At 67.5% G+C, this 24,081-nt stretch carries 23 protein-coding genes; 13 read left to right on the forward strand and 10 right to left on the reverse strand.

What is annotated here, in order from left to right; all coding sequences use genetic code 11:
* Positions 1 to 125 precede the first annotated feature (125 nt).
* Positions 126 to 896, reverse strand: coding sequence for a siderophore-interacting protein (locus AC07O0_RS19790; RefSeq protein WP_494625389.1), 771 nt, complete (start codon positions 894 to 896; stop codon positions 126 to 128).
* Positions 897 to 1,076: 180 nt separating this feature from the next.
* Here AC07O0_RS19790 and AC07O0_RS19795 point away from each other — a divergent pair, with 180 nt between their 5' ends.
* The 7 genes from AC07O0_RS19795 to AC07O0_RS19825 all read left to right on the forward strand — a co-directional run bounded on the left by AC07O0_RS19795 (position 1,077) and on the right by AC07O0_RS19825 (position 8,891).
* Positions 1,077 to 1,568 carry an RNA polymerase sigma factor gene (locus tag AC07O0_RS19795; RefSeq protein WP_454026900.1) on the forward strand — a complete coding sequence of 164 codons (492 nt, stop codon included), beginning with the start codon at positions 1,077 to 1,079 and terminating at the stop codon, positions 1,566 to 1,568.
* A gap of 37 nt (positions 1,569 to 1,605) precedes the next feature.
* Positions 1,606 to 2,577: a FecR family protein gene (locus AC07O0_RS19800; RefSeq protein ID WP_494625390.1), complete on the forward strand. Its 972-nt coding sequence runs from the start codon at positions 1,606 to 1,608 to the stop codon at positions 2,575 to 2,577.
* Between the two features lie 162 nt (positions 2,578 to 2,739).
* Positions 2,740 to 5,130, forward strand: a complete 2,391-nt coding sequence (locus tag AC07O0_RS19805) for a TonB-dependent siderophore receptor (protein ID WP_494625391.1) — start codon at positions 2,740 to 2,742, stop codon at positions 5,128 to 5,130.
* A gap of 5 nt (positions 5,131 to 5,135) precedes the next feature.
* Positions 5,136 to 6,062: an ABC transporter substrate-binding protein gene (locus tag AC07O0_RS19810; RefSeq protein WP_494625392.1), complete on the forward strand. Its 927-nt coding sequence runs from the start codon at positions 5,136 to 5,138 to the stop codon at positions 6,060 to 6,062.
* 8 nt (positions 6,063 to 6,070) lie between these two features.
* A complete protein-coding gene (locus tag AC07O0_RS19815) occupies positions 6,071 to 7,042 on the forward strand; it encodes a FecCD family ABC transporter permease (protein WP_494625393.1) in 972 nt (323 codons plus the stop codon).
* Positions 7,039 to 8,088 carry a FecCD family ABC transporter permease gene (locus tag AC07O0_RS19820; RefSeq protein ID WP_494625394.1) on the forward strand — a complete coding sequence of 350 codons (1,050 nt, stop codon included), beginning with the start codon at positions 7,039 to 7,041 and terminating at the stop codon, positions 8,086 to 8,088. Before AC07O0_RS19815 ends, AC07O0_RS19820 begins: the two co-directional genes overlap by 4 nt.
* Positions 8,085 to 8,891, forward strand: coding sequence for an ABC transporter ATP-binding protein (locus tag AC07O0_RS19825; RefSeq protein WP_494625395.1), 807 nt, complete (start codon positions 8,085 to 8,087; stop codon positions 8,889 to 8,891). The genes AC07O0_RS19820 and AC07O0_RS19825 overlap by 4 nt, the downstream gene beginning before the upstream one ends.
* An 85-nt stretch (positions 8,892 to 8,976) precedes the next feature.
* Here the strand turns inward: AC07O0_RS19825 and AC07O0_RS19830 are convergent, their stop codons facing one another.
* The 5 genes from AC07O0_RS19830 to rfbF are packed head-to-tail and all read right to left on the reverse strand — an operon-like array spanning position 8,977 to position 14,934.
* Entirely contained in the window at positions 8,977 to 11,298 is a 2,322-nt protein-coding gene (locus AC07O0_RS19830) for a glycosyltransferase family 2 protein (RefSeq protein WP_494625396.1), read from the reverse strand.
* Between the two features lie 27 nt (positions 11,299 to 11,325).
* On the reverse strand, positions 11,326 to 11,856 hold the full coding sequence (rfbC, locus tag AC07O0_RS19835) for a dTDP-4-dehydrorhamnose 3,5-epimerase (protein WP_494625397.1): 531 nt from the start codon (positions 11,854 to 11,856) through the stop codon (positions 11,326 to 11,328).
* Positions 11,853 to 13,088, reverse strand: a complete 1,236-nt coding sequence (locus tag AC07O0_RS19840; RefSeq protein ID WP_494625398.1) for a methyltransferase domain-containing protein — start codon at positions 13,086 to 13,088, stop codon at positions 11,853 to 11,855. Before AC07O0_RS19840 ends, rfbC begins: the two co-directional genes overlap by 4 nt.
* Entirely contained in the window at positions 13,088 to 14,173 is a 1,086-nt protein-coding gene (rfbG, locus tag AC07O0_RS19845) for a CDP-glucose 4,6-dehydratase (protein WP_494625399.1), read from the reverse strand. Before rfbG ends, AC07O0_RS19840 begins: the two co-directional genes overlap by 1 nt.
* Positions 14,158 to 14,934 carry a glucose-1-phosphate cytidylyltransferase gene (rfbF, locus tag AC07O0_RS19850; RefSeq protein WP_494625400.1) on the reverse strand — a complete coding sequence of 259 codons (777 nt, stop codon included), beginning with the start codon at positions 14,932 to 14,934 and terminating at the stop codon, positions 14,158 to 14,160. The genes rfbG and rfbF overlap by 16 nt, the downstream gene beginning before the upstream one ends.
* 165 nt (positions 14,935 to 15,099) lie before the next feature.
* Here rfbF and AC07O0_RS19855 point away from each other — a divergent pair, with 165 nt between their 5' ends.
* From AC07O0_RS19855 to rfbA, 5 genes are read left to right on the forward strand one after another with little or no spacing between them, the layout of a single operon-like run.
* Entirely contained in the window at positions 15,100 to 15,933 is an 834-nt protein-coding gene (locus tag AC07O0_RS19855; RefSeq protein ID WP_494625401.1) for an ABC transporter permease, read from the forward strand.
* A gap of 7 nt (positions 15,934 to 15,940) precedes the next feature.
* On the forward strand, positions 15,941 to 16,714 hold the full coding sequence (locus tag AC07O0_RS19860; RefSeq protein ID WP_494625402.1) for an ABC transporter ATP-binding protein: 774 nt from the start codon (positions 15,941 to 15,943) through the stop codon (positions 16,712 to 16,714).
* The gene (locus AC07O0_RS19865; protein ID WP_494625403.1) at positions 16,711 to 17,706 is read left to right on the forward strand and encodes a glycosyltransferase family protein; all 996 of its coding nucleotides are present in this window, start codon (positions 16,711 to 16,713) and stop codon (positions 17,704 to 17,706) included. Before AC07O0_RS19860 ends, AC07O0_RS19865 begins: the two co-directional genes overlap by 4 nt.
* Positions 17,622 to 18,620, forward strand: a complete 999-nt coding sequence (gene rfbD / locus AC07O0_RS19870) for a dTDP-4-dehydrorhamnose reductase (RefSeq protein ID WP_494625404.1) — start codon at positions 17,622 to 17,624, stop codon at positions 18,618 to 18,620. Before AC07O0_RS19865 ends, rfbD begins: the two co-directional genes overlap by 85 nt.
* Positions 18,617 to 19,489, forward strand: a complete 873-nt coding sequence (rfbA, locus tag AC07O0_RS19875; protein ID WP_494625405.1) for a glucose-1-phosphate thymidylyltransferase RfbA — start codon at positions 18,617 to 18,619, stop codon at positions 19,487 to 19,489. The genes rfbD and rfbA overlap by 4 nt, the downstream gene beginning before the upstream one ends.
* Before the next feature lie 13 nt (positions 19,490 to 19,502).
* Here the strand turns inward: rfbA and AC07O0_RS19880 are convergent, their stop codons facing one another.
* Positions 19,503 to 20,705 carry a DUF5666 domain-containing protein gene (locus AC07O0_RS19880; protein WP_494625406.1) on the reverse strand — a complete coding sequence of 401 codons (1,203 nt, stop codon included), beginning with the start codon at positions 20,703 to 20,705 and terminating at the stop codon, positions 19,503 to 19,505.
* Positions 20,702 to 21,541, reverse strand: a complete 840-nt coding sequence (locus AC07O0_RS19885) for a DUF6502 family protein (protein WP_494625462.1) — start codon at positions 21,539 to 21,541, stop codon at positions 20,702 to 20,704. The genes AC07O0_RS19880 and AC07O0_RS19885 overlap by 4 nt, the downstream gene beginning before the upstream one ends.
* 381 nt (positions 21,542 to 21,922) lie before the next feature.
* Here AC07O0_RS19885 and AC07O0_RS19890 point away from each other — a divergent pair, with 381 nt between their 5' ends.
* Positions 21,923 to 22,066, forward strand: coding sequence for a hypothetical protein (locus tag AC07O0_RS19890; RefSeq protein ID WP_494625407.1), 144 nt, complete (start codon positions 21,923 to 21,925; stop codon positions 22,064 to 22,066).
* Between the two features lie 54 nt (positions 22,067 to 22,120).
* Here AC07O0_RS19890 and AC07O0_RS19895 read toward each other — a convergent pair whose 3' ends face one another.
* Positions 22,121 to 23,620: a tripartite tricarboxylate transporter permease gene (locus tag AC07O0_RS19895; RefSeq protein WP_494625408.1), complete on the reverse strand. Its 1,500-nt coding sequence runs from the start codon at positions 23,618 to 23,620 to the stop codon at positions 22,121 to 22,123.
* Between the two features lie 7 nt (positions 23,621 to 23,627).
* The gene (locus AC07O0_RS19900; RefSeq protein ID WP_494625409.1) at positions 23,628 to 24,077 is read right to left on the reverse strand and encodes a tripartite tricarboxylate transporter TctB family protein; all 450 of its coding nucleotides are present in this window, start codon (positions 24,075 to 24,077) and stop codon (positions 23,628 to 23,630) included.
* Between the last annotated feature and the right edge of the window lie 4 nt (positions 24,078 to 24,081).

The following is a 24,081-nucleotide window of genomic DNA, read 5'->3' on the forward strand; positions in this document are numbered from 1 at the left end:
CCCGATGAAAACCGCATGAGCGGGCCATGCTGCTGCCCGCTTGAAAGCCCGCCTGTTGCCAGCGCTGAAGCGCCGCGCCACCGGCGCGAGGCCACCGAGTGCTCGCGCCGCAGGTGCTCCCTGGCCTACCCAGCCATGTCCTGCGACCGGCTCCAATAGGCGACGAGCTTCTGGCGCCCGTCGACGAAACAGGGCAGCGCCCGCGCCTGTTCGCGCAGCTCGCGGACCGCCGATTTCTCGGCGGCGACCCAGAGATAGCCGCCGTCCTGCGTCCGCGGGGCGTTCGCGAGCAGGCTGCCGATCCGGCTGTCGGCGATGCCATTGCCACTGCCGGTGAGCCAGGTCACGCGCGCACTGGAGTGCTCAGGCAAATCCTGGACATGCGCTTCGTCGACGAGCTCGACGAAGATGTCGCTGAAGATCCCCGCCGGCGTCTGCTCGAGGATGCGGGCGACCGCCGGCAGGCCGGTCGCGTCGGCGATCAGGAGCTGCCAGCGCAGATCGGCCGGCGGCACATAGAGCCCGCGCGGGTTGTTGATGACGATGCGCTCGCCGACAGAGGCTGTCATCGCCCAGTCGCTGGCCTGACCGCCGTCATGGACCACGAGATCGATATCAAGCTCGCGGCTGACCGCGTCGAAGCGGCGAACCGTGTAGGTGGAATAGCGGACACGGTGCCGTTCCTCCGGAAAGGTCCAGCGGCCGTCGGCGTCGATCGCCGGCAGGACGAGCTCGCCGCTCTCCGGATCGGGGAAGAACAGGCGGATGTATTCGTCCGGAATGCCAGTCGAATGGAAGTTCGCGAGGCCTTCGCCGGAGAAGGTCAGCCGGACCATGCCGGGCGTCAGCATCTCGCGCCGCACCAAGGTCGCTTCATGGAAGGGGCTGCTGCTCATGCTCTCGCAGGTCTGGCTGGCGCTGGTCGTGGCGCTGCTTCTTCCATGTCGCGCGCTCGGGGGCAAGCGACTTAGGCATTTGATTTCTTTAGATTATCTCTAAATTATCGTCGTTGCTGCACAAGGTATCCGCTGTTATGGACGCTTCCGGTGATGGCGTCCGCGGAGCCTTTTTCGGCCATGTCCACGAGCCTCGATGACATCGGGAGCCTCTATGCGCTGGAGCAACGTCGGCTCGAACGGCTGGCGGCACGCCGCGTCGGAGCGGCCAACGCCGCCGATGTCGTGCAGGACGTCTTCATCACGCTGTGGACGCGGGCGCGCGAGCAGATCGGCTGCTCCTCTGCCTATCTGACGCGCGCAACCCACTACACGGCAATCAGCCATTTGCGGGCGGAGCGCCGGCGGGCCAGCCTGCCGCAGCGCATCACCGAGGAGCAGTACGTCGCTCCCGCGGTACTGCCAGACCAGGTCGTGGCGGCGCGGCAGGAGCTTACGCGGCTGAACGACACGATCGCGGCCCTGCCGGAGCGGACGCGGCAGGTCTTCCTGCTGAACCGGCTGCACGCCTGTTCATATGAGGAGATCGCAGCGGCGCTCGGCTTGTCCTACAGCACGGTCGAGCGCGAGATCGCGCGGGCCCTGCTGGCCTGCCGCGACGGCCTGCGCTAACCAGCGGCTGAGCGAGCACAAAGGCGGCTTCCGGGCCATGTCGGACGAGCGGCAGATCGAGAAGCAGGCCATCGCCTGGTTCACACGGATGAACGGCAGGCCGTCGGCTGCCGACCATGAGGATTTCGCGCGCTGGCTTGCCGTCTCGGCAGCCCATGAGCAGCACTACGCCAATGTGCAGCGGCTCTGGGCCGATCTCGGTCCGCTCGCGGACGCAGTCGAGCCGCACGATGCGACAGCACTTGCAGGCCCCCTGCAGAAGATCGAGGAACTCCGGCGCCAACGCCGAAGCGGCAAGGTCGCCGCGGGAGCGGTGCTCAGTTTGCTTTTGTGCGTGGCGATGGGCTGGCTCTGGCTGGAGCGCCCACATCTTTTACAGGATTGGCAGGCGGACTATGCGACAACACGCGCCGAGCAGCGCAATCTGACGCTCACCGACGGCTCGACCGTTCTGCTCGACGCCGACAGCGCGATCACGGTCGATTTCACCGTAACGGAACGCCGGGTCGAGCTCCTCCGCGGCACCGCCTTCTTCAGCGTCATCCCGGGGCAAGTGCCCTTCGCTGTCGCGGCCCGTAATGGCGAAGCGCGCGTGCTCGGCACCCGCTTCGAGGTCGCGGCCGAGGATCGCGCGGTCAGCGTGACGCTGGACAGCGGCAGCCTCGAGGTCGCCTTGCGCAACGGCAGCGGCCGTCTCGTGCTGAAGCCGGGCGAAAGCGTCGCCTATGACGCTATTAGCCTCGGCAGCGCCCATGCCGTCGATCTCGCGGAGACCACGGCCTGGCGGCAGGGCCGCTACATCTTCACCAATGTCCGGCTCGCCGATGTGCTGGAACGGATCGGGCGCTATCGCGGCGGCCGCATCGTGGTGACGAGCGGCGCGCTCGGCGAGCGGCGTGTCAGCGGCAACATCGCATTGCGCGACGGCAATGCCGCCCTCGCGGCGGTGCAGTCCTCGGTCGGTTTCCAGGTCACCACACTCGGCCGGCTGACGCTGGTCAGCCCGTGAACGAAGCAGCACAGGCCCGCAAAGTTTTTTCCTGAAACGGTGAGGGTGGCGCCCGCTCCCGGACGACAAGGAGATGAAGGCAGCACGCGACGGGTGCGCGGAGCTGCCCGCATCGCTGGATTTCGGGAAGGCCGGGGCATGAGCAGGGCAAGGCTGGGCAGAATGGGGCTCCTGCTGGCGACGACGATGCTGATCGGCGTGGGCACCACGGGGATAGTGAGGCCGGCACAGGCACAGTCGGCCTACAGCTTCGACATTCCCGCCAAGCCGGTGCGCGCCGCGATGAACGACATCGTCCGGGTTACCGGCATCGACGTCGTCTTCGCCGAGACCGCTGCCGCCTCGCGCCGGGGCAATCCGGTTCGCGGCTCGCTGACCACCGGCCAGGCGGTCGCGGCGCTGCTATCGGGTACCGGCCTGTCCTATCGCTTCAGCAACGCGACGACGGTCGAGATCTTCGACCCGGCAAGGCCGCAGCCGGGCGTGGCGGGTGTGCCGGCCGGCTCCATCCCGCTCGACACGATCAATGTCACCGGAGCGGGCGTGCCGGGTCTCGCACCCGTTTATCCCGGCGGCCAGATCGCGACCGGCGGACAGCTCGGCGTGCTCGGTGCCCGCAGTGTCATGGACGCCCCGCTCACCGTCTCGAACTACACCGCCAAGCTGATCGAGGATCAGCGCGCGCAGTCGGTGGCCGATGTCGTCAAGAACGATTCCGCCATCCGCAATGTCGAGCCGACCAATGTCGGCAACGCCAATTACTTCGTCATCCGCGGCATCCAGATCGGCAACGCCGCGGTCGGCTTCGGCGGACTGTTCGGCATTGCGCCGAACGCGCAGACGACGCTCGCCGGCATCGAGCGCGTCGAGATCATCAAGGGGCCCGGCGCCTTCCTCGGCGGGCTCTCGCCGAGCGGCGTCGGCGGCATCATCAACCTGATCCCGAAGCGCGCCGGCGACGAGCCATTGACGCGCTTCACCGCGACCTGGATCAGCAATACCCAGTTCGGCGGCCATCTCGATATCGGCCGTCGCTTCGGCGCCAACAAGGAATTCGGCGTCCGGGCGAACCTGCTCTATCGCGACGGCGGCACGCCGATCAGCCAGCAATCGCAGACGCTGCTCAACGGCACGCTGGGGCTCGACTACCGCGGCGAGGCGCTGCGAGTCTCACTCGATGTCGGCCACCAAATCCTGAACACCGACCGGATGAACAACACGGTGACGCCGCTCGCCGGGCAGCCCGTGCCGCGGCCGATCAAGCCCGACAAGAGCTACGTCTCGCCCTGGAACTACAGCAAGTTCGCCGACACCTACGGCATGCTCTCGGCCGAATACGACATCACGCCCGATGTCACCGTCTATGCCAAGGGCGGCGCCAGCCGGATGGATTGGGACCAGGCGGTCGAGGCCGGCACGCGGCTGATGCCGAACGGCAACTTCACCGCGACCAGCGCGGCCTATCTGATCGACATCAACCGCCATTCCGGCGAGACCGGCCTGCGTGGCCGTTTCGTCACCGGTCCGGTCGAGCATGAGGTCGTGGTCTCCGCCAACACGCTGTTCTCGGCCCGCGCCAGCGCACCGCAGCCGCCAGCGGTGGTGACGCAGTCGAACATCTACAATCCGACCTTCTCGGTGATGCCGCCGCTGGGCTCGCGCATCCGCTACAAGCAGAACGAAAGCACCTTCAGTAGCGTCTCCGTTTCCGACACGCTCTCCTTCCTCGACAAGCGCGTGCAGCTCACGCTCGGGCTGCGCCAGCAATATGTGGAGGCCAAGACCTTCGCCGCGGTGACCGAGGCGGTGACCTCGCGCAACAAGAGCAACGCCCTGACGCCGATGGTCGGCCTCGTCGTCAAGCCGCTGGAGAACGTCTCGCTCTATGCCAGCTATATCGAGGGGCTGACGGTCGGCACCGTCGTCGCCAACAATTTCGCCAATGCCGGCCAGATCCTGCCGCCCTTCGTCACCAAGCAGTACGAGGCCGGCGTCAAGGTCGACTGGGGCACGATGCTGGCCACGCTGAGCGCCTTCCACACGACGCAAGCCTCCGGCATCGCCGACACCGTGACCAACACTTTCAACGACAATGGCGAGACCCGTTATCGCGGCATCGAGCTCAATCTCGCCGGCGAAGTCACCCCGGGCGTGCGCGTGCTTGGCGGCGTGACGCTGCTCGACGCCAAACTGACCCGCACGCAGGACGCGCTCTATGACGGCAACACCGCGCAGGGCGCTCCGCGCGTGCAGGCCAATCTCGGCGTCGAATGGGATCCGGGCTTCGTCCGCAACCTGACCCTGTTCGGGCGGATGATCTACACCGGCTCGAACTATGCCGACGCGGCCAACCTGCAGAAGCTCAAGGCCTGGACCACCTTCGACATTGGGGCGCGCTACAAGATCGAACGCGCCGACGGCAAGCCGATCACGCTGCAGGCCAATGTGACCAACCTGTTCAACAAGGCCTACTGGACGACCTATCCGGGCTTCAACCTGCTCTACCCGAGCGAGGCGCGCATGGTCTCTGTGTCCTCGACCTTCGAGTTCTGAACGGCGTGCGGGGCCGGAAGCTCTCGCGGCGTGTCTTCGCGGCCGGGGCGGCAGCGCTGCTAGGTGCGCCCGCAGCAGTAACGGCCGCGCCAACTCGCCGGCAGGTCGAAACCTCGCTCGGCCGGCTCGATATCCCGGCCGTGCCGCAGCGGGTGGTTGCGATCGACTCGCGTATCGGACTGGAGCAGGCACTCACCTTCGATCTGCCGCTGGTCGGCTACAGCCATAGCCGGGCGCGGCCCTGGGTTCCCGTGCCGCCGAACGTGCCCTTCCTCGCCGCGCCGCCCGATCTCGAACAGATCCTGATGCTGGCACCGGACCTGATCCTGTGTCCGGACAGCGCTCCGAACTCCGACTGGTGGCCGCTAGCACGGCTGCCGGCAATCGCTCCCGTCCTGCCGAGCAACCATCGCATCACCTGGCAGGAGAACCTGACGCGGCTGGGCGGCTGGCTCGACCGACCGGAGGAGGCGGTGCGGATCGTCGCGGCCCATGCAGAGATAGTTGCTGCGATCCGGCAGCGACATCGGCCAGCGATCGAAGGTTCGCTCGTCGCCGCCGTGCACTACGACGCGATCAAGCGCCGCCTGCTGGTGCGTAGCGCCGGCACCCGCTACGGCCTCGTCATGCCGGCCCAGGTGCTCGCCGAGCTCGGCGGCCGCGAAGTCGCCGCCGACCGCCTCGGCCCCAATGGCGAGGTCGCGCTCGATTCCTTCGGCGACGTGCTCGGCGCAGTCGACGGCATCCTGCTGATCGATTTCGGCGACGGCGGGCCGCAGATGCTGGCGCGCGAGGCGCTCTGGCAGCGGCTGCCGGCGGTGAGGGCCGACCGGATCGAGACCGTTGCCGGCAACTGCACCTTCGGTTCGCTCTATACGGCGCGCTATCTCGCCCGCGCCTGGGGCGCGCTGTTTGCGCGGCTTTCGGCATGACTGGCCACTTGCGCAGCACTCTCATCGCCGGCTTGCTGCTTGCGGCCGCGATGCTGGCGAGCCTGCTCGCCGGAGCAAAACTGCTGCCACCGTCGAGCCTGCTCGACTTGGCGCAGGGGCGTGACAGCGAGGCGGTGCTGATCCTCTGGCAATTGCGCCTGCCACGGCTGGCGCTTGGGCTCATCGTCGGCGCCGCCCTCGGTGTGGCTGGCGCGATCATCCAGGCGGCAACGCGCAACCCGCTCGGCGATCCCGGCCTGCTCGGCATCAATGCGGGGGCCAGCCTGGCGATGATCATCGGCTCGGGGGTGTTCGCACTCGGCCCGACGGCAAATGTCTGGCTCGCTTCCGGCGGCGCTGCGCTGGCTGCGCTCGCCGTGCATGCGGTCGCCGGCGCGCCGCGCGGCTCCTCCGCATCGATCAAGCTGACGCTTGCCGGCGTCGCCGTCACCGCCTTCTGCTTCGGCGTCGGGCAGGCGATCGCGCTCGCCGACCCGGAACGCTTCGACATCGTCCGCAACTGGCGGGTCGGCGCGCTCTCCGGCGACGGCCTCGCTCTGCTGCCCGCGATCGCGCCGCCGCTGCTCATGGGGATGGTGCTTGCCGCACTGCTGGCGCCACGGCTCAACCTGCTGGCGCTTGGCGAAGACCGTGCTGCCGCGCTCGGGCTCAATGTCGGCTGGGCGCAAGCGGGGTGCCTCGTCGCCGTCGTCCTGCTCGCGGGCGCGGCTGTCGCGGCCGCCGGGCCGATCGCCTTCATCGGCATCGCCGCCCCACATATCGCGCGTCGGCTCGGTGGCGTTGACCAGCGCATCATCCTACCCGTCGCGGCTCTCGTTGGTGCCGCACTTGTCGCCGCCGCCGACGCGCTCGGGCGCGTGGCCGCACCGCCCGCGGAGCTACCCGTTGGTATCGTCGCAGCCCTGATCGGTGCGCCCATCTTGGTCCTGCTGGCGCGATCACGGCAGAGCCAGGCATGACGATGCCGCTCATCGCTCAGGTTCCAGCGCAAGGCGAGACAACCCGTATTGGGCGTCCCGCCCGCCGCTCGCTCGCAGTCGACCTTGGCCTTGCAACGACCTGCATTGGCCTGGCGCTGCTCGCGCTTACGCTCGGAACCATGCCGGTTTCGCTCGCGGATACCGCTCGCGCGCTGGCGGGCGAGGCTGCAGCTCCGATCCAGCTCATGGTGCTCGAATGGCGGCTGCCGCGTGTCCTCGCCGCACTCTCAGCCGGCGCCGCGCTCGGCATGGCGGGCGCCCTGTTCCAGACCCTGCTGCGCAACCCACTTGGCAGCCCGGATGTGATCGGCTTCGACGCAGGCGCCTTCTCCGGCGCGATCCTGGCGATGCTGGCAGGCGCCGCCGCCTCGATCGTCGCGCTGGCCTCCTTCACCGGAGGGCTCCTCGCCGGGCTGCTCGTCTATGCCGCGGCCGGCGGCGGCCATGTCGAGCGCAACCGGCTGATCCTGATCGGCATCGCCGTCGGCGCCGGCTTCACCGCCCTGAACGACTGGCTGATTTTCACCGCTCCGCTCGATTCCGCGCTGATCGCGGCGAGCTGGAAACAAGGCGCGCTCGCCGGCATCGACCGGGGCCGGCTCGCGATCGGAGCGACCATCCTGCTCGTGCTGCTGCCGCTGGGTCTTGCCTGCCGCCGCACGATGGATGCGCTCGCACTGGGCGACGACAAGGCGATGGCGCTGGGCGAGCCGCCCGGCACCGCGCGACTGTGCCTCGGCCTCGTCGGGCTCAGCTTGACCGCCACCGCGACCCTGATCGCGGGGCCGGTCGGCTTCGTCGCGCTGATCGCGCCGCATGCCGCGCGCCGGCTCGCCGGCAGCACGGGGCTGCCGCTTTCGACCTCGGCCCTGTTCGGGGCGCTCTTCCTGCTCGGCAGCGACTGCGTCGCGCGGATCCTGTTCGCACCCCGCTCGCTTCCCGTCGGAGCGGTCACCGCCTGCCTCGGCGGCCTCTATTTCGTCCTGCTGCTGCGGAGCAGGATGCGAAGCGGTGCGGGTTCATGAGTGAAGTCTATCCCCTCGAGACCCGTGCCCTGCGTGCCGGCCACGGTACCAGGGACATTCTGTGCGGGCTCGATCTCGCTTTTCCGCGCGGCGGCTTCACGGTCATTGTCGGCCCCAATGCCTGCGGCAAGTCGACCCTGCTGCGCACGCTCGCTCGCCTGCACGCGTCATCCGGCGGCAGCGTCCTGCTCGACGGGCGCGCCATCGCCGATTTCAGCCATCGCGAGCGCGCGCGTCGGCTCGCCGTGCTGCCGCAAGGAGCGGAGACACCGGATGGGATCACCGTCGCCGATCTCGTCGCGCGCGGACGCCACCCGCATGGCGGCCTGTTCAAGCGCTGGTCGGCCGATGACGAGGCCGCTGTCGCCAAAGCCATGGCGGCGGCCGGCGTCACCGCTCTCGCCGCGCGACGCCTCGACGAATTGTCGGGCGGCCAGCGCCAGAAGGCCTGGATCGCCATGGCGCTCGCCCAGGAAACTGACCTGCTGCTGCTCGACGAACCGACCACCTTCCTCGACCTTGCGCACCAGATCGAGGTGCTGGAGCTCTGCCGGGCGCTGAACCGAGCTGGAAAGACCATCGTCGCCGTGTTGCACGATCTCAACCAGGCCTGCCGCTATGCGAGCTGCCTGATTGCGATGAAGGACGGCAGGATCCAGGCTCAGGGCACCCCGGCGGGGATCGTGACCAGCGAGCTGATAGAAGCGGTCTTCGGCGTCGCCTGCGTCGTCATCCCGGACCCTATGGCCGGGACTCCGATGATCGTGCCGCGCTTCAGGATGGAACACCCGTCGCCGAGATAGGCCGCCGGCGGCCGAAACATCGGCCGGTCGCTCACAAGAGGGCCTGGACGGCATGTCACGACATGCCTTGCGCCAATACTCCAAACTACAGCCCGTATATCTCCTGCAGCGATCGAGGATCAGCCGCAAGCGCAAAGCAGGCCGAGTTCTGCGACAGGTTGAGATTGTAGAACGGATCACGGCCGACGATTGCGGACCACTGCCGATTGAATTTGTCGAGATCGCCGCACACGGGCTCCGGCCGGCTGACCGACTCGTGATGCTCGAGGCAGGCATAGGGCGTGAAGATGAAATGCCCACCGGTCCGGGCGTTGAGCCGCATGCAGAAATCGACATCGTTGTAGTTGATCCGATAGGCCGGATCGAAACCGCCGACCGCCTGAAAATCTGCGCGCCTCACCATCATGCAGGCGCCGGTGACGGCGCTGTAGTCGCGCGGGACGATGGCCGAGCAGACCTGCCCGATCTCCGATCCGTGATGCAGGTAGTAGGGGTGCGACGGCCCCTGGCCGAGCAGCAGCACACCGGCATGCTGGATCCGCCCGTCTGGGAAGAACAGCTTCGCGCCGACACCGGAGACGCCATCCTGCTGGCACCACATCAGCATCTCCTCGATCCAGCCCGGCGAGATGATGCGCATGTCGTCGTTCAGGAGCAGGAGGTAGTCGCCGCAGGTCGCGTCCGCCAGGCGGTTGATCTTGTCGGAGAGGTTGAACTCCCCGCTCTCATAGCGGACCAGGCGGACGCCGAATTCGAGGAGGGCCTGTCGGAGCCCCGGCGCGAGGTCGCCATTCTCCGAGACCACGATCTCGATGTCGGGATAGGTCGCACGCTCGCGGATGGAGTGTACGAGATCGAGCACGTACCACCCGCCTCCTTGCACTTGGTTGCGATAGCCCGCCGTAGGAATCGCGATCGAGACCAGAGGTTTGCCGGCGATGGCGAACCGGACGCGGTGGGTCCCTGGCACCGGGCCGGCTTCGACCTTGCCGCCATAGGGACCGCGGTCGACGAAGTCCTGCACCGCACGGCGCGCCGCCAGCTCCGCCTGCGGTTTGGCCTCACTGCCGGACGCGGTCGACTGCGGCAGCATGCGCCAATGGTAGAGAATGTCGGGCACGTGGACGATATGCGTTGTCGATGCGGCGAAGCGCAGCGCTAGGTCATAGTCCTGGGCGAAGTCGTATTCTGAGCGGAAGCCGCCGAGACGCCGCGCCAGGCTGGTGCGGTAGACGCCGAGATGGCAGCTGTACATGCAGGACAGGAAATAAGCGGGTGACCAGTCCGGCTTGAAGAACGGGCTGGAGCGATGGCCCGCCTCGTCGATCTTGTCCTCGTCGGAATAGAGCCAGTCAGCCTGCGGCGTGCGGTTGATCGCGTCGGTGAAAGCATGAAGCGCATGCGGCGCGAGCTCGTCGTCGTGATCCAGCAGCGCGATGTAATCGCCGCTCGCCTGCCCCAGCGCCACATTGCTGGCGGCGGCAATCCCGCCATTCGCGAGCAGGAAAGTCGGTTTGATCCGCGGATCGCGGGCAGCGAAATCGCGGAGGATTGCGAGCGCGGATGGATCCGTGGAGCCATCGTCCACCGCGAGCAGCTCCCAGTCGGGATAGGTCTGGGCCAGCACCGATTCGAGCGCCTTCACCAGAAAGACAGGCGGCGAATTATAGGTCGGCATGATGATCGAGAAGCGCGGCCGAAGATTGAACCTCCGGCTCCGGGCGACGAAGCGCTGCCGCAACGCTGGCGTCATGATCCGGCTCCGCACCCAGCGATGATAACCTGCCGCGTCGGTGCCGGCTCCGGACGCAATGCGTTGCCGCAAGACACGCCAGTCACCACGCAAGACGAGATGGGCCGCCGTCATCGCTGCCCGCAACAGCGCACGCCGCCGATACAGCTCTGCGATCCGATGCAGAGCGCCGCTCGCAAGCGGCGGAGCCGAGGCGAGAGCGGAAAGCGCCAGCTTGTGCAGCACGAACCGCCCGCTTCGTTCGCACGGGTCGATGCGGAAAGCCCGCACCGGCGCTGGCAGGTCGATCATCGTTTCGATCTCAATCCGGGGGCCGCTGCAGTCGATGACGAGGCTGTCTTCCTCGCGAAAGCCCTCGCCGATGTCGAAATAGAGCCGCCAGCGATCACGGTGATCGGCACCCGCATCCAGAATGGTCGCCTCGAAACGGACGCGCAGCAATCCGGCCCGGCATCGCATCGGCACGTAGAAATAGGAATCGAAGCCCTGGCTTCGCCAATGCCCCGCCATCGGCTCCGGCCGGAGCTTCCCAGCGGGGTGAAACGGCGTCCCTGCGCGGCGCTTCAGGATGGCGCCCAGAGCCCGGAAGGGGCCGCGCGCGACGCTCTCGGCAGCATGCCCGTCGGCAGCCGCGCTGTCTTCGATGCCTGTCATTGTGTGAGTCATTTCCGGCGGGAGGTTTCAGATGCGCTGGTCCGGGTAGGTCGCATCGCGCGTATTCAGGCGGGGGCCCGGAGCCGGCCAGCGGATGTCGAATGCCGGGTCGTTCCAGCGTGCACCGCGCGCCAGGTCGGGCCGATAGGGCGCGCCCATCAGGTAGAGGATCTCGCTCCCTGCATGGATCGTCTGGAAGCCATGGGCGCAGCCTTCCGGGACGAAGAGTGCCCTCCCATTGTCCGCGGAGAGTTCGACGCCCACCCATTCGGCATAGGTCGGAGAGCCCGGTCGCAGATCGACCGCAACGTCGAAGATCGCGCCGCGCGTACAGCGCACCAGCTTCGCATCCGGCACCGGCTTTGCCTGATAGTGCAGGCCGCGCAGCGTGCCAGGATGCGGATTGAACGACAGGTTGCACTGGACCGGCGTGAAGTCGATGCCGTGCCGGGCAAAGACTTCGGCGCAGTAGCAGCGGGCAAAGTGCCCACGCTCGTCGGCATGCGGCTCGATCTCGACGATGAAGACACCGGCGATGCGGGTTTCGATGAGGATCATGCCAGCACCTCGATCTCGGGGATCGGCACGACGAAGCGTCCGCCCCAGGCGCGCACGGGCGCCATCTGCTGCATGATCTCGGTCTTGAGGTTCCAGGGCAGGATCAGCAGGTAGTCTGGCTGCGCCTTCAGGATCTCGTCCGGCGCCTTGATCGGGATACGCGTGCCGGGCAGCAGCCGGCCCTGCTTGTGCGGGCTGCGATCAACGGTGAAATCGATGAGCTCCGGCCCGATGCCGCAATAGTTCAGCAGCGTATTGCCCTTGGCCGGAGCCCCATAGGCGGCGACCCGTTTGCCGGCTCGCCTGGCGCCGATCAGGAAATCCAGAAGCGCGAACTTGGTGCGCGCGATCCGCTGGGCGAAGTCCGTGTAGGCGTCGAGACCATCGAGCCCGAACGCCTCCTCCTCCCGGCGCAGCGCCATCACCGCGTCGGAGCATTGCCAGATCCCGCCCTCGGCATGCCCGGCGAAGACACGCAGCGAGCCGCCATGCGTCGGCAGCCGCTCGACATCGAAGACAACGAGACCATGCGCCAGCAGGACACGCTCGATCGCCAGAAAGGAGAAATAGGAAAAGTGCTCGTGATAGATCGTGTCGAACTGGTTCTCCGCCAGCATCCGCAGCAGATGCGGGAATTCCAGGGTCAGCACGCCACCCGGCTTGAGCAGCAGCTCGAAGCCGGCGACGAAGTCGTTCAGATCCGGCACATGGGCGACGACATTGTTCGCAGCGATCAGATCAGCGCGATGCCCCTGCGCCGACAGGTCGCGCGCCGTGGCGCGGCCGAAGAAGCGCACTTGCGTCGGAATGCCGAGGCGCTGCGCCACAGCCGCGACATTGGCCGCCGGCTCGACGCCCAGCACCGGAATGCCGGCGCGCTGGAAGAACTGGAGCAGGTAGCCGTCATTGCTCGCGACCTCGACGACCTTGCTGGTGTCCGAGAGGCCGAAGGACTCGATCATCCTCGCCGCATAGCGTTCACTATGCGCCAGCCAGCTCTGCGAATAGCCGGAGAAATAGGCGTAGTCGCCGAAGATCGCGTCCGGCGCCTCGACATCGCGCGTCTGCACCAGCTTGCAGGCATCGCAGACATAGACCTGCAGCGGAAAGAAGGTCTCGGGCTCGCAGGCGTCTTCCGGGAGCACGAAGCTGTTGGCGAGCGGGCTCATGCCGAGATCGGCGAAGATCGTGGTCAGGGGCGCGCTGCAGAAGCGGCACTTGCACAGGTTCATCAGCGAAAAGCTCCGCGTTCATAGGTTTCGATATCGGCGGCGATAAGCTCGGCGGCGGGTGCGCCCAGGTGGTGAGCCCGGTACCATTGCGCCGTCAGCGCCATTGCCGCCTCGAAGTCGAGGCGTGGACGCCAATCGAGACGCTGGCGCGCCTTGCTGGAGTCGAGGGCGAGCCGGCTCGCCTCATGCGGGCCTGGCTTCGCGTCGTGCCGCCAGGAGGCGCTCTCGTCCCAAAACCGGACGAGGCTGTCGAGAACCGCTGAGACCGGGCGCTCGGCACTGGCGTCGGGCCCAAAATTCCAGGCTTCGGCAAAGCCCGCCTGATCCACATGGAGGCGCTCGGCCAGCAGCAGATAGCCGCAGAGCGCATCGAGAACATGCTGCCACGGCCGCGTCGCAGCCGGGTTGCGCGCGATGACAGGCTCGCCGCGGGCAAAGGCCCGGATCGCGTCCGGCACGAGCCGGTCCAGTGCCCAGTCCCCGCCGCCGATGACATTGCCGGCACGAGCGGTCGCAATCGCGATAGTACGCGCCGGCGTCACGGCGAAGGAGCTGCGCCAGGATGCGGCGAGCAGCTCCGTGCAGGCCTTGCTGGCGCTGTAGGGATCGTGGCCGCCGAGTGCGTCGGCTTCGCGATAGGGCCAGGACCATTCGCGGTTCTCGTAGCACTTGTCGGTGGTCGCGATCAGGACCGCTTGCACACTCGGGTGAGCCCGAACCGCCTCGAGCAGGTTCAGGGTGCCCATGACATTCGTCTCGAATGTGAGCCGGGGATCGAGATAGGACTGGCGCACCAGGGGCTGGGCCGCCAGGTGCAGGACGATCTCCGGTGCGAGTTGCGCAAGGGCCTCCCGGGTCGCCTGCGCATCTCGCAGATCGCAGGGCGCGCCCGTCACCGTGCCGTGCAGGATGGCCAGCCGCTCCTCCTCGTCCAGATCCTGTGCCGGCAGTGACAGGCCGAGCGGGACCGCACCGAGCCGCGCCAGCCACAGGCTGAGCCAGGTTCCCTTGAAGCCGCTATGCCCGGTGACGAGGACGCGCCGACCACGCCAGAAGGCCGGATCGGGATTCACCAGACCCGCCATGGCGCCTCGCCGCTTTCCCAGAGTTCCTCAAGGCGACGCTTGTCACGCAGCGTGTCCATCGGCTGCCAGAAGCCGTCATGGGGGTAGGCCATGAGCTCGCCGTCGCGGGCGAGGCCCTCCATCGGGCCGCTTTCCCAGACAGTGTCGTCGCCGGCGATATGGTCGAGCGCGCGCGGTGACAGCACGAAGAAGCCGCCATTGATGAAGCCCGCGTCGCTCGCGGCCTTCTCGCGGAAGCCGCTGACGCCGTTGCCGTCAAGGTCGAGCACGCCGAAGCGCCCCGGGGGGCGGACTGCCGTCACGGTCGCGGCGCGGCCATGGCTTTCATGGAAGGCGACCAGCCGGTCGATCGGCACGTCCGAGACGCCGTCGCCATAGGTCAGGCAGAAGCTCTCACCGTCCAGATAGGGCTTCACGCGGGCGATGCGGCCGCCGGTCATCGTCTCCTGGCCGGTGTCGACGAGCGTCACCTTCCAGGGCTCGGCGCGGCCGGCATGAACGGTCATCCCGCCCAGGGTGAAGTCGAATGTCACATCCGATGAGTGGAGCAGGTAGTTCCCGAAATACTCCTTCAGGAAATAGCCCTTGTATCCGAGGCAGATCACGAACTCGTTGATGCCGTAGCGCGAATACAGCTTCATGATGTGCCAGATGATCGGCCGGCCACCGATCTCGATCATCGGCTTGGGCCGATATTCCGATTCTTCCATGATCCGCGTGCCGCGCCCGCCGGCCAGGATCACTGCTTTCCTGATCTTCATCATCCGCTTCCGTAATCCCGCGCCTCGTCGTGCGCGGCGTTAGAGTGAGAAAATTTCCCACCTGATATTGACGTGGGAATTATTCCCACTTATTCAACCTGTCAACCCGCTACCGCGTCGTTTCCTGCGCTTCGTGACAGGGACCTCGCTCAAGGAGATTGGCAGATGTCGCCTGCCGCGATGCTTGTTCACGACGCGCCGTCGCGCGACCGCCACCCGTGGCGCAGTGCGATCGCCGATGCCGCTCGCGCCGTGGGCCTCGCCGAATTGTGGCTGACCATGGGCTGGTACGATGTGCGCCAGCGCTACAGCCGCTCGGTCTTCGGGCCGTTCTGGGTGACGATCAGCCTGGCCGTTTTCGTCGCGGGATTGGGGGTCACCTACGCGGCGCTCTTCCGCGTGCCGGTCGCCGCCTACCTGCCCTATGTCACCGTGGGCATGGTGCTGTGGTCGCTGATCACCGCCCTATTGAACGAGGGCGTCGCCACGTTCACGGCGGCCACGGCGGCAATCAAGCAGATGCCCGCGCCGATCGGCATCCATGTGCTGCGCGTCGTCTGGCGTAACCTGATCATCCTCGCCCACAATGCCGCGATCGTCCTCGTCGTCCTCGTCGCCTGCGGCATCGAGCCCGGCTGGACGGGACTCGCGGCCCTGCCGGGGCTGGCCCTGCTGCTGCTCAACGGCATTGGCTGGAGCGTGACGCTCGGCCTCGTCGGCGCACGCTTTCGCGACATGATGCCGCTCGTCGCCAACGCGACGCAGATGCTGCTTTTCGTCACGCCGGTGCTCTGGCGCGCCGAGGATCTCGGCGACCGGCACGCGCTGGCGCGATTCAACCCGCTGTTCCACCTGATCGAGATCGTGCGCGCGCCGCTGCTCGGCTCCGGCGTTCCGGTCGAAAGCTTCGCTGTGGCGCTCGCCGTCACCGCCCTCAATCTTTGCCTCGCGCTCGCCCTCTACACGCGGCTGCGCTGGCGCGTCGCCTATTGGCTGTGAGGCGGCGGTGAGCTCGATCCATCTCGATCGCGTCAGCGTGCAGTTCCCGCTCTATGGCGGCAGTGCCCGCTCGCTGCGCAACCGCCTCGTCAGCAGCGCCACCGGCGGGCGCATCGGTTCCGATGCCCGCTCGCGGGCCTGCATCGAGGCCCTGCGCGACATCGACATCAGCATCGCCCATGGCGAGCGTGTCGCCCTGGTCGGCCACAACGGCGCCGGTAAGACGACGCTGCTGCGCGTGCTCGCCGGCATCTATGTGCCCCAGGCCGGCCGCGTCGCGGTGAGCGGCAAGATCGCGCCGCTCTTCGATATCGGCCTCGGCATGGATGGCGAGGCGAGCGGCTATGACAATATCCGCCTGCGCGGCCTCTATCTCGGCCTGAGCCGGCGCCAGATCGAAAGCCGCATCGACGAGATCGCCGATTTCACCGAGCTCGGCGGCTTCCTCGACATGCCGATCCGGACCTATTCGGCCGGCATGCAGACGCGCCTGTCCTTCGCGATCTGCACCAGCGTCGATCCCGACGTGCTGCTGCTCGACGAAGGCATCCTCGCCGGCGATGCGGCCTTCATGGCGAAGGCGCAGGCCCGGCTGACCGCCTTCGTCGCCCGCGCCGGCATCCTCGTCCTCGCCTCCCACAGCGACAGCCTGCTCGCCAGCCTCTGCACGCGGGCGCTGCGCCTCGAGCATGGCCGCCTCGTCGCCGACGGGCCGCTCGGCGAGGTGCTGGCCTCCACCCCTACCCCGTCACCATCGAACCTCAGGAGCATCCCGGCATGACCGCCCTGGCTGAAAACCCGACATCCTGCCTTGCCGGCATCGTGATCTACCAACCCCATTTCACGGCACTGCAAAGCCTCGTCGCGTCGCTCGCCGGCGATGTCTCGACCATAGCCGTCTACGCCAATTCACCCGTCAGCGGAGAACAGCAGCAGGTGCTGGAAGCGGCAGCCGGCGGGGCCGAACTGGTCATTCTGAGACCAGGCCTCAATCGCGGCCTCGGCGCGGCCTACAACGCGTTTCGCCATCTGGCCAAGGCACGCAACGACGAGTTCCTGCTTTTGCTCGACCAGGACAGCACGCCCGAGCCTGGAATGGTCGGGGGCCTGATGGCGACCCATCGCCGTCTTTCTGCCTGCGGAGAGAAGCCGGCGGTCGTCGGCCCGCAGCCGATCACCTCAGAAGGCGGGAAGATGCGCCTGGCGACCGCCGCCAGGCAGGATGACGGAGAACCATTGCGGACGAGTTTCGTGATCTCGTCCGGCTCGCTGATCCGCCTCGACGCTCTGGCCGCCATCGGCGACTTCCGCACGGATTACTTCATCGACGCGATCGACATCGAATGGTGTCTGCGGGCCAGTGCCGCCGGGTATTCGATCTGGGTCGATCCGGCGGTGCCGATGCAGCACCAGCTCGGGCGGGGCGTCATCCGACTGCCCCTCGGCCTGTTGCTGACCGACCAGCCGCCGCGGCGGCTCTACACCTATATCCGCAACCAGCTCGCCATGCTCCGGCTGCGGCATGTTCCTAGCCGGCACAAGGTCAAGTTCCTGGCCTCGCTGCCCGTCAGACTCGTCGTCCACCTCGCCCATCACCGTTTCTCCTCCGATTGCATCACCGCACTGGTCAACGGTCTCGTCGACGGCGCGCTCGCTCGACTGGGGCCGCCCGACCGCGCGCTCATTCCGTGGTGGAAGCCCGGCCTGTACGCGCGCCGGACGCGGGCTGCGGCAGTGACGAGTGCGGCAGCCAACGGACAGCGCTCGACATGAACGACCCGGATATCCTGGTGCTGGGACGCAGCGGCCTGCTCGCCAGCGCGCTTGCCGAGCGCGGCCGCGGAACCGTCCTGACCGCCGGCCGGCCGGATTTCGACCTGGCATCGCCTGACGCACCCGCCCGCCTTCTCGACACGCTCCGCCCCGCAGCGGTCATCAACGCCGCGGCGTATACTGCGGTCGATCGCGCCGAGAGCGAGCCTGAGCTCGCCTTCGCCCTCAATCGGGATGGCCCGGCCGCTCTGGCGAAGGCGTGCGCGCGAGCCGGCGTGCCGCTCATTCACATCTCGACCGACTGCGTTTTCGACGGAACGAAGGACGGCGCGTATCACGAAGCCGACGCGCCGCGCCCCCTCAATATCTACGGAGCCTCGAAACGGGCGGGCGAACGCGCCGTGCTGGACGCGATGCCGTCCGCGCTGGTCGTCAGAACTTCCTGGACCTTCGGGCCGCAGGGCGAGAGCTTCGTGACGCGGCTGCTCGACTGGGCGAAGGGGCGCGACAGCCTCACGATCGTGGGCGATCAGCGCGGCAAGCCGACCTATGCACCGGCTCTGGCTGAGGCATTGCTGATCTTCGCGCACGACATGATCGCCGGCAACGCGACCGGCGGCCTGATGCATCTGGCCGGCGAGACCGCCCTGAGCCGGGCCGAACAGGCGCAGATCATCCTCGACCTCGCCCGGGACCGCGGCGGGCCCTGGGCCAGAGTGGTCCCGATCCCATCGAGCGCTCATCCAACCGCAGCGAGGCGGCCGCTCAATGCCGTTCTCGACTGCACGCTCGCAGCGCGGCGGGGCATCGCGCTCGGAGCTTTCCGCCGCGACATCGAAATCGTGCTGGATTGCCTGCTCGGCCCGCCCCCTCCGCGCGGCAGCACACAGACCGAACTCTCGAGGACTTCATGAAGGGCATCGTTCTTGCCGGCGGCAGCGGTTCGCGCCTCCACCCCGCGACGCTCGCCGTGAACAAGCAGCTCGTCCCGGTCTACGACAAGCCGATGATCTACTATCCGGTCTCGGTCCTGATGCAGGCCGGCATCGACCAGATCCTGATCATCTCGGCGCCGGAGTATCTCGACAATTACGTCGCCCTTTTCGGCGACGGCTCGGGCTTCGGCCTGAAGATGAGCTATGCCGTGCAGCCGCGCCCCGAAGGCCTGGCGCAGGCCTTCATCATCGGGCGCGATTTCATCGGCGAGGACAGCGTCGCGCTGGTGCTGGGTGACAACATCTTCTTCGGTGCGGGCCTGACCGACATGCTGGCTCGTGCCCGCTCGCGTCAGAGCGGCGCGACCGTCTTCGCCTATGCCGTCGACGACCCGGAACGCTACGGCGTGGTCACGCTCGACGCGGCGAACCGACCGCTGCACATCGTCGAGAAACCACAGTCTCCGCAGTCACGCTGGGCGGTCACCGGCCTTTATTTCTACGACAACCGGGTCGTCGAGATTGCCGCCGGCATCAGGCCTTCGGCTCGCGGCGAGCTCGAGATCACGAATGTCAACGACGTCTATCTGCGAGCCGGCGAGCTCCATGTCGAATGCATGTCACGTGGTTACACTTGGCTCGACATGGGCACGCATGACAGCCTGCTGGAAGCGGGTGAATTCGTTCGCACCATCCAGAAACGCCAGGGGCAGCTCGTCGCCGGGCTCGAGGAGATCGCCTTCCAGCAGGGCTTCATCTCGCACCGGGAGCTCTGCGCCCGCGGCCGGGCTCTCGACAAGACCGACTACGGCCGCAAGCTCCTGGCGATCGCGGCGGAGCATGCGTAACGGCCCCTAGGGGCTAGCGACCTGGTCCGCCGCCCCCTCCGTGACCACCACCGCCCGGACCACCGCCGCCGGGGCCGCCGCCTCCCGGGCCACCACCTCCCGGGCCACCGCCCGGCCCGCCGCCAAGACCACCGGGGCCGCCGCCAGGACCGCCACCGCTACCACCCCCCGGCCCCCCGAAGCCTCCACCGGGACCGGGGCCGAACCCGCCAGGTCCGGCAGGACCGGGCCCGAAACCGCCCGGTCCGAAGCCGCTCTGTCCGGGAGCGCCACCGGAATGCCCCTCGCCTTCGCCATTCGTCCTGGCGAAGCGGATATTGTCGATGCTGAGCGCGCCATCGAGACCGAAACGCCCATCGAGCACCGCCCGGAATTCCTCCCATGGAGAGAGGTCATACGCGAAGGCGTCGCTGCGCACGGAGAGGCCGGAGCCGAGCAGCAGGTGGCCGTCGCGGGCTTTGATATAGCTCTCGATCGAGACCGAGCCTGCCACCGGAAGCGCAGGTGCGACGTCGATCCGGGCAGGGAGGAAGCCAGTGCGTGCGAGGCGCCCCGTCAAGGCCACGCGGCGACCGACCACGGCCTGGTCGACCTCGACCAGCTTGAGGCCGCCGATCCAGAAGCCGTCTTCGTCCCGTTCGACAACGCCCAGAACCCTTGGCGGAGCGCGCTCGCTGCGCTCGATCAGGCTGGCGGCGATCGACCCGTCAAGTCGGCGCAGGCCGCTGACGGCCAACTGCTGGCCCTTACGCCATGCGCCCGGCGGCCTTGTTCCTGCGACCTGAACCCTCTGCCCGAGGATTTCGATGGCATCGCTGGAAACGGCGGTGACCGGGCCGACGACCTCGCGCTCCACCCGGATCGCTTGCGTGACGAGCCCGGCTGAATCCGCCTGCGCCACGACACGTACGACATGGCCGATGCGCAAGTCGCGGACGCTGCGCTCCCGCCCGTCGATCGTGACCGGCACATCCGGCCCATAGGCGATGCGCCGGTCGTTCACGACAATGCTGCCGAAGCGCTGGATCGTCCCGACGAAGCCGGTGCCGCCGATGCCGCGGTCGCCGCCGCTCTGCCCCTCCGGCGCAAAGCCTGTGCCGCCGATGCCGACGTCGCGCGGCTTCTCCGGCGCGGCGATCGCGGGATGCAGCGACGCGACGCTTGCCCCCAGCGAGGCGAGAACCGCCCGGCGTGTCAGTACGGGCCGCGAGCTCATCCCTGCCCGCTTTCGTCGTTTGCGCGGCCGTCCCGCTCCCGGAAGACGTAAACCCCGCAGTTCCAGCGATGCTCGCCGCCGCGGTCGGTCTCGCTGGCCGCATGCGCTTCCCGGTTGATGCGCTGCAGCATCTCCAGGGCGAGTTCACGCGAGCGGGCTTCGAGCTTCTCGGCAAGCTCGGCCGACAGGCCGTCATAATGGACCGAGCGCTCCAGGAAGGCGGGCTTCAATCCGAGCACGTTCTCCGTCGCGGCGGCAACGTGATCGTGCAGGTTCCTGCCGAAATAATACAGCTTCTCGTCGTCGCCGTGCTGCGGGATGAAGGCAGCCTCGGCCAGCACGATCCGGTCTTCCGCGTCGATCGTGACGACCCGGCGATCGAGCCACTCGTCGAGAACCGCACGCGGCCGCACATCGCGCGTCACGGACGAGACCAGCTCCTCGAAGGACGGGCCCGTCCCCTCCGTGCTGCGCGGCAGCGGCAAGGGCGTTCCGGCTGCGTCGCAGAAGCGTGACGAGGCGAGCCAGCGGGCGATGATGGCGCCAGTTCGGGACACTGCCGCCGGCACCGCGTTGACCGGGGCGCCGGCGCCGCGCAGGCGGCTGACTTCCTTGCGATGGATGCCGGTCAACAGGCTCACACGGCTGTCGGTCTGCTCCTTCCCGGGCAGGGCGAAATCGTACTCCGCCACGTTGACATATAATTCCCGAAGCAACTGGCACAGCGCCGGAAAGGTCATGCCGGCCCGGATGCAGAGGCGAACGAGCGGCCGCAGCAGCCGTGCCAGCGGCGGATAAAGCTTCTCGGCAGTGGGGCCGGGCGCAGCGTCCGTCATGACGCTTCTGTTAGCGTCAATCCAAGTGGGACACAATCCCACAAATTTCAGCGCAGCTCTTGCGCCGCTTCTGACATCCATCTATGTGGGAATTATTCCCACATAGATGGATGTCATGCATTCCCTACCATCGAGCCAGCCACATCTTCGGCCAGCCGCGCACGATCTCCTCGATTATGTCGCGAGGCGTTCCGCAACCGCTGCAATGCTTCGGCGGGTCCTTTGCTGCGCCCTGGCACTTTCGACGCCCTACGCGATGTTCCTGCTGAATGGCGCATTGGGATCATGATCCCCGCTCGCCCTGTACCAGCGGCAGATTCTCGACGCAGTGGCGAGATCACGGCACATGGCAGCGGCCGGGCTCTCGCATGTCTGCGCCAGGTGCTGATCATCCTGCATCTTCTGACGGGATTGGGCCTCTCCTGGCTCCTCGTGTCAGCGGAGCTGGCCTGCGAGCAGAACGAGGGCTGCCTGCATCGGACCTATCGCGATCCCGTCACGGGACGGGCCGGCCGGATGCAGTGATGAACGAGCAGCTGAGAGCCTTGGCTCCGGCTGATCCGGTGCCAGCCAGTGGCGCTATTCGGCCAGAGCCTGCTTACGCCCTCGGACGACCACCGGCGACAGCATGGCGACGAGCAGCAGCGCGACGACGGCGAGCAGGCCGGCACTGATCGGGCGTGTCAGGAAGACCGAGAAATCCCCGTCGGAGAGCAGCATGGCGCGGCGGAAATACTCCTCCATTTGTGGCCCGAGGACCAGTCCGAGGAGCAGCGGCGCCGGCTCGACCCCGACCTTGATGAAGAAGTAGCCGACCGCAGCGCAGCCAAGCATCAGCCAGACGTTGAACAGGCTGTTGGCGATGCCATAGGTACCGATGCAGCAGAACAGCACGATCGCCGGGAACAGCAGCCGGTAGGGTATCCTCAGCATCGAGACCCAGAGGCCGATCAGCGGCAAGTTGATCACCAGCAGCATGAGGTTGCCGACCCACATCGAGGCGATCACGCCCCAGACGAGCTGCGGCTGCTCGCGCATGATCTGCGGGCCGGGCTGGATGCCCTGCATCATCAGCGCGCCGATCATCAGCGCCATCAGCGCATTGGCGGGGATGCCGAGGGTCAGCAGCGGGATGAAGCTCGTCTGCGCGCCGGCATTGTTGGCCGCCTCCGGCCCGGCGACGCCCTCGATCGCGCCATGGCCGAAGCGCGACGGGTCCTTGGCCAGCTTCTTCTCCAGCGCATAGGAGGAGAAGGGAGGCAACGCCGCTCCGCCGCCGGGCAGCACGCCGAGCGCCGAGCCCAGCGCCGTGCCGCGGACCATGGCGGGAAAGGCCTGCTTGAGGTCGACCCAGCTCGGAATGAGGCCGCGCACCGTCTGGTGGACGACATGCCGCTCGGCCGGGCGCTCGAGATTGGCGATGATCTCGGCGAGCCCGAACATCCCCATCGCGACCGGCACGAAGTCGAGCCCGTCGGACAATTCCGGGATGCCGAAGGTCATGCGCGCCGCACCCGAGCTGACGTCGATGCCGACGAGCCCTAGCAGCAAGCCGAGCAGCACCATCGAGAGCGACCGTGCGACCGAGCCATGTGCCAGCACCACCGCGGCGATCAGCCCGAGCACGAGCAGGCTGAAATACTCGACTGCCGTGAATTTCAGCGCCAACGCCGCGAGCGGGACGCTGAGCAGGGCGATGACGATGGTCGCGACCGTGCCGGCGAAGAAGGAGGAGAGCGCGGCGATCGCCAGCGCCAGCCCGGCTTTACCTTGCCGGGCCATTTGATGCCCGTCGAGGCAAGTTACCACCGAGGAGGTCTCCCCGGGGACGTTGACCAGGATCGCCGTGGTCGAGCCGCCATATTGCGCGCCATAGAAGATGCCGGCGAGCATGATCATCGCGCCCGCCGGCTCCATGCCGAAGGTGAACGGCAGCAGGAGGGCGATGGTCGGGATCGGCCCGATCCCGGGCAGGACCCCGATCGCGGTGCCGATCAGAACGCCGATCAGGCAGAAGCCGAGATTCTTGAGCTGCAGCGCCGTCGACAGGCCGATCAGCAGATTGTCGAAGAGTTCCATGGCGCGCTCAGCGGGGCCAAAGCGGGACCGGCAGGGCCAGGACTTTGACGAACAGCAACGCGGCCAGGCCCGAGAGCAGCAGCGCAAAGCCCATGCTTTCCAGCGGCCGCGTCTCGCGGGTCGCCAACCCGGCCAGCAGGACGGTGACGACCGACGCGATGGCGAGGCCGAGCCGCTCCGCCGTCAATGCGAAGACGCCGACCGCGGCCAGTACGGCGAGCAGCGGCCGCAGCCGCACCGCTTCGATGCTGGCAGCCACACCTCTGACGCTGCGTCCGAGGAAGAACAGGCCGAAGCCGAGCAAAGCGAGCGAGACGACGCGCGGCATGTAGCCCGGCCCCATATCGGCGGCATGGCCGACCGACAGGGTGTGGGTGGCGTAGAGCGCCCCCAGCGCCACCGCGACGAGGAAGGCGCCGAGCAGGACGTCCTGCCAGTCGATCCGGAGCCGGGTCATCGGC

The sequence above is a fragment of the Allobosea sp. GW821-FHT10B12 genome, from assembly GCF_059415545.1.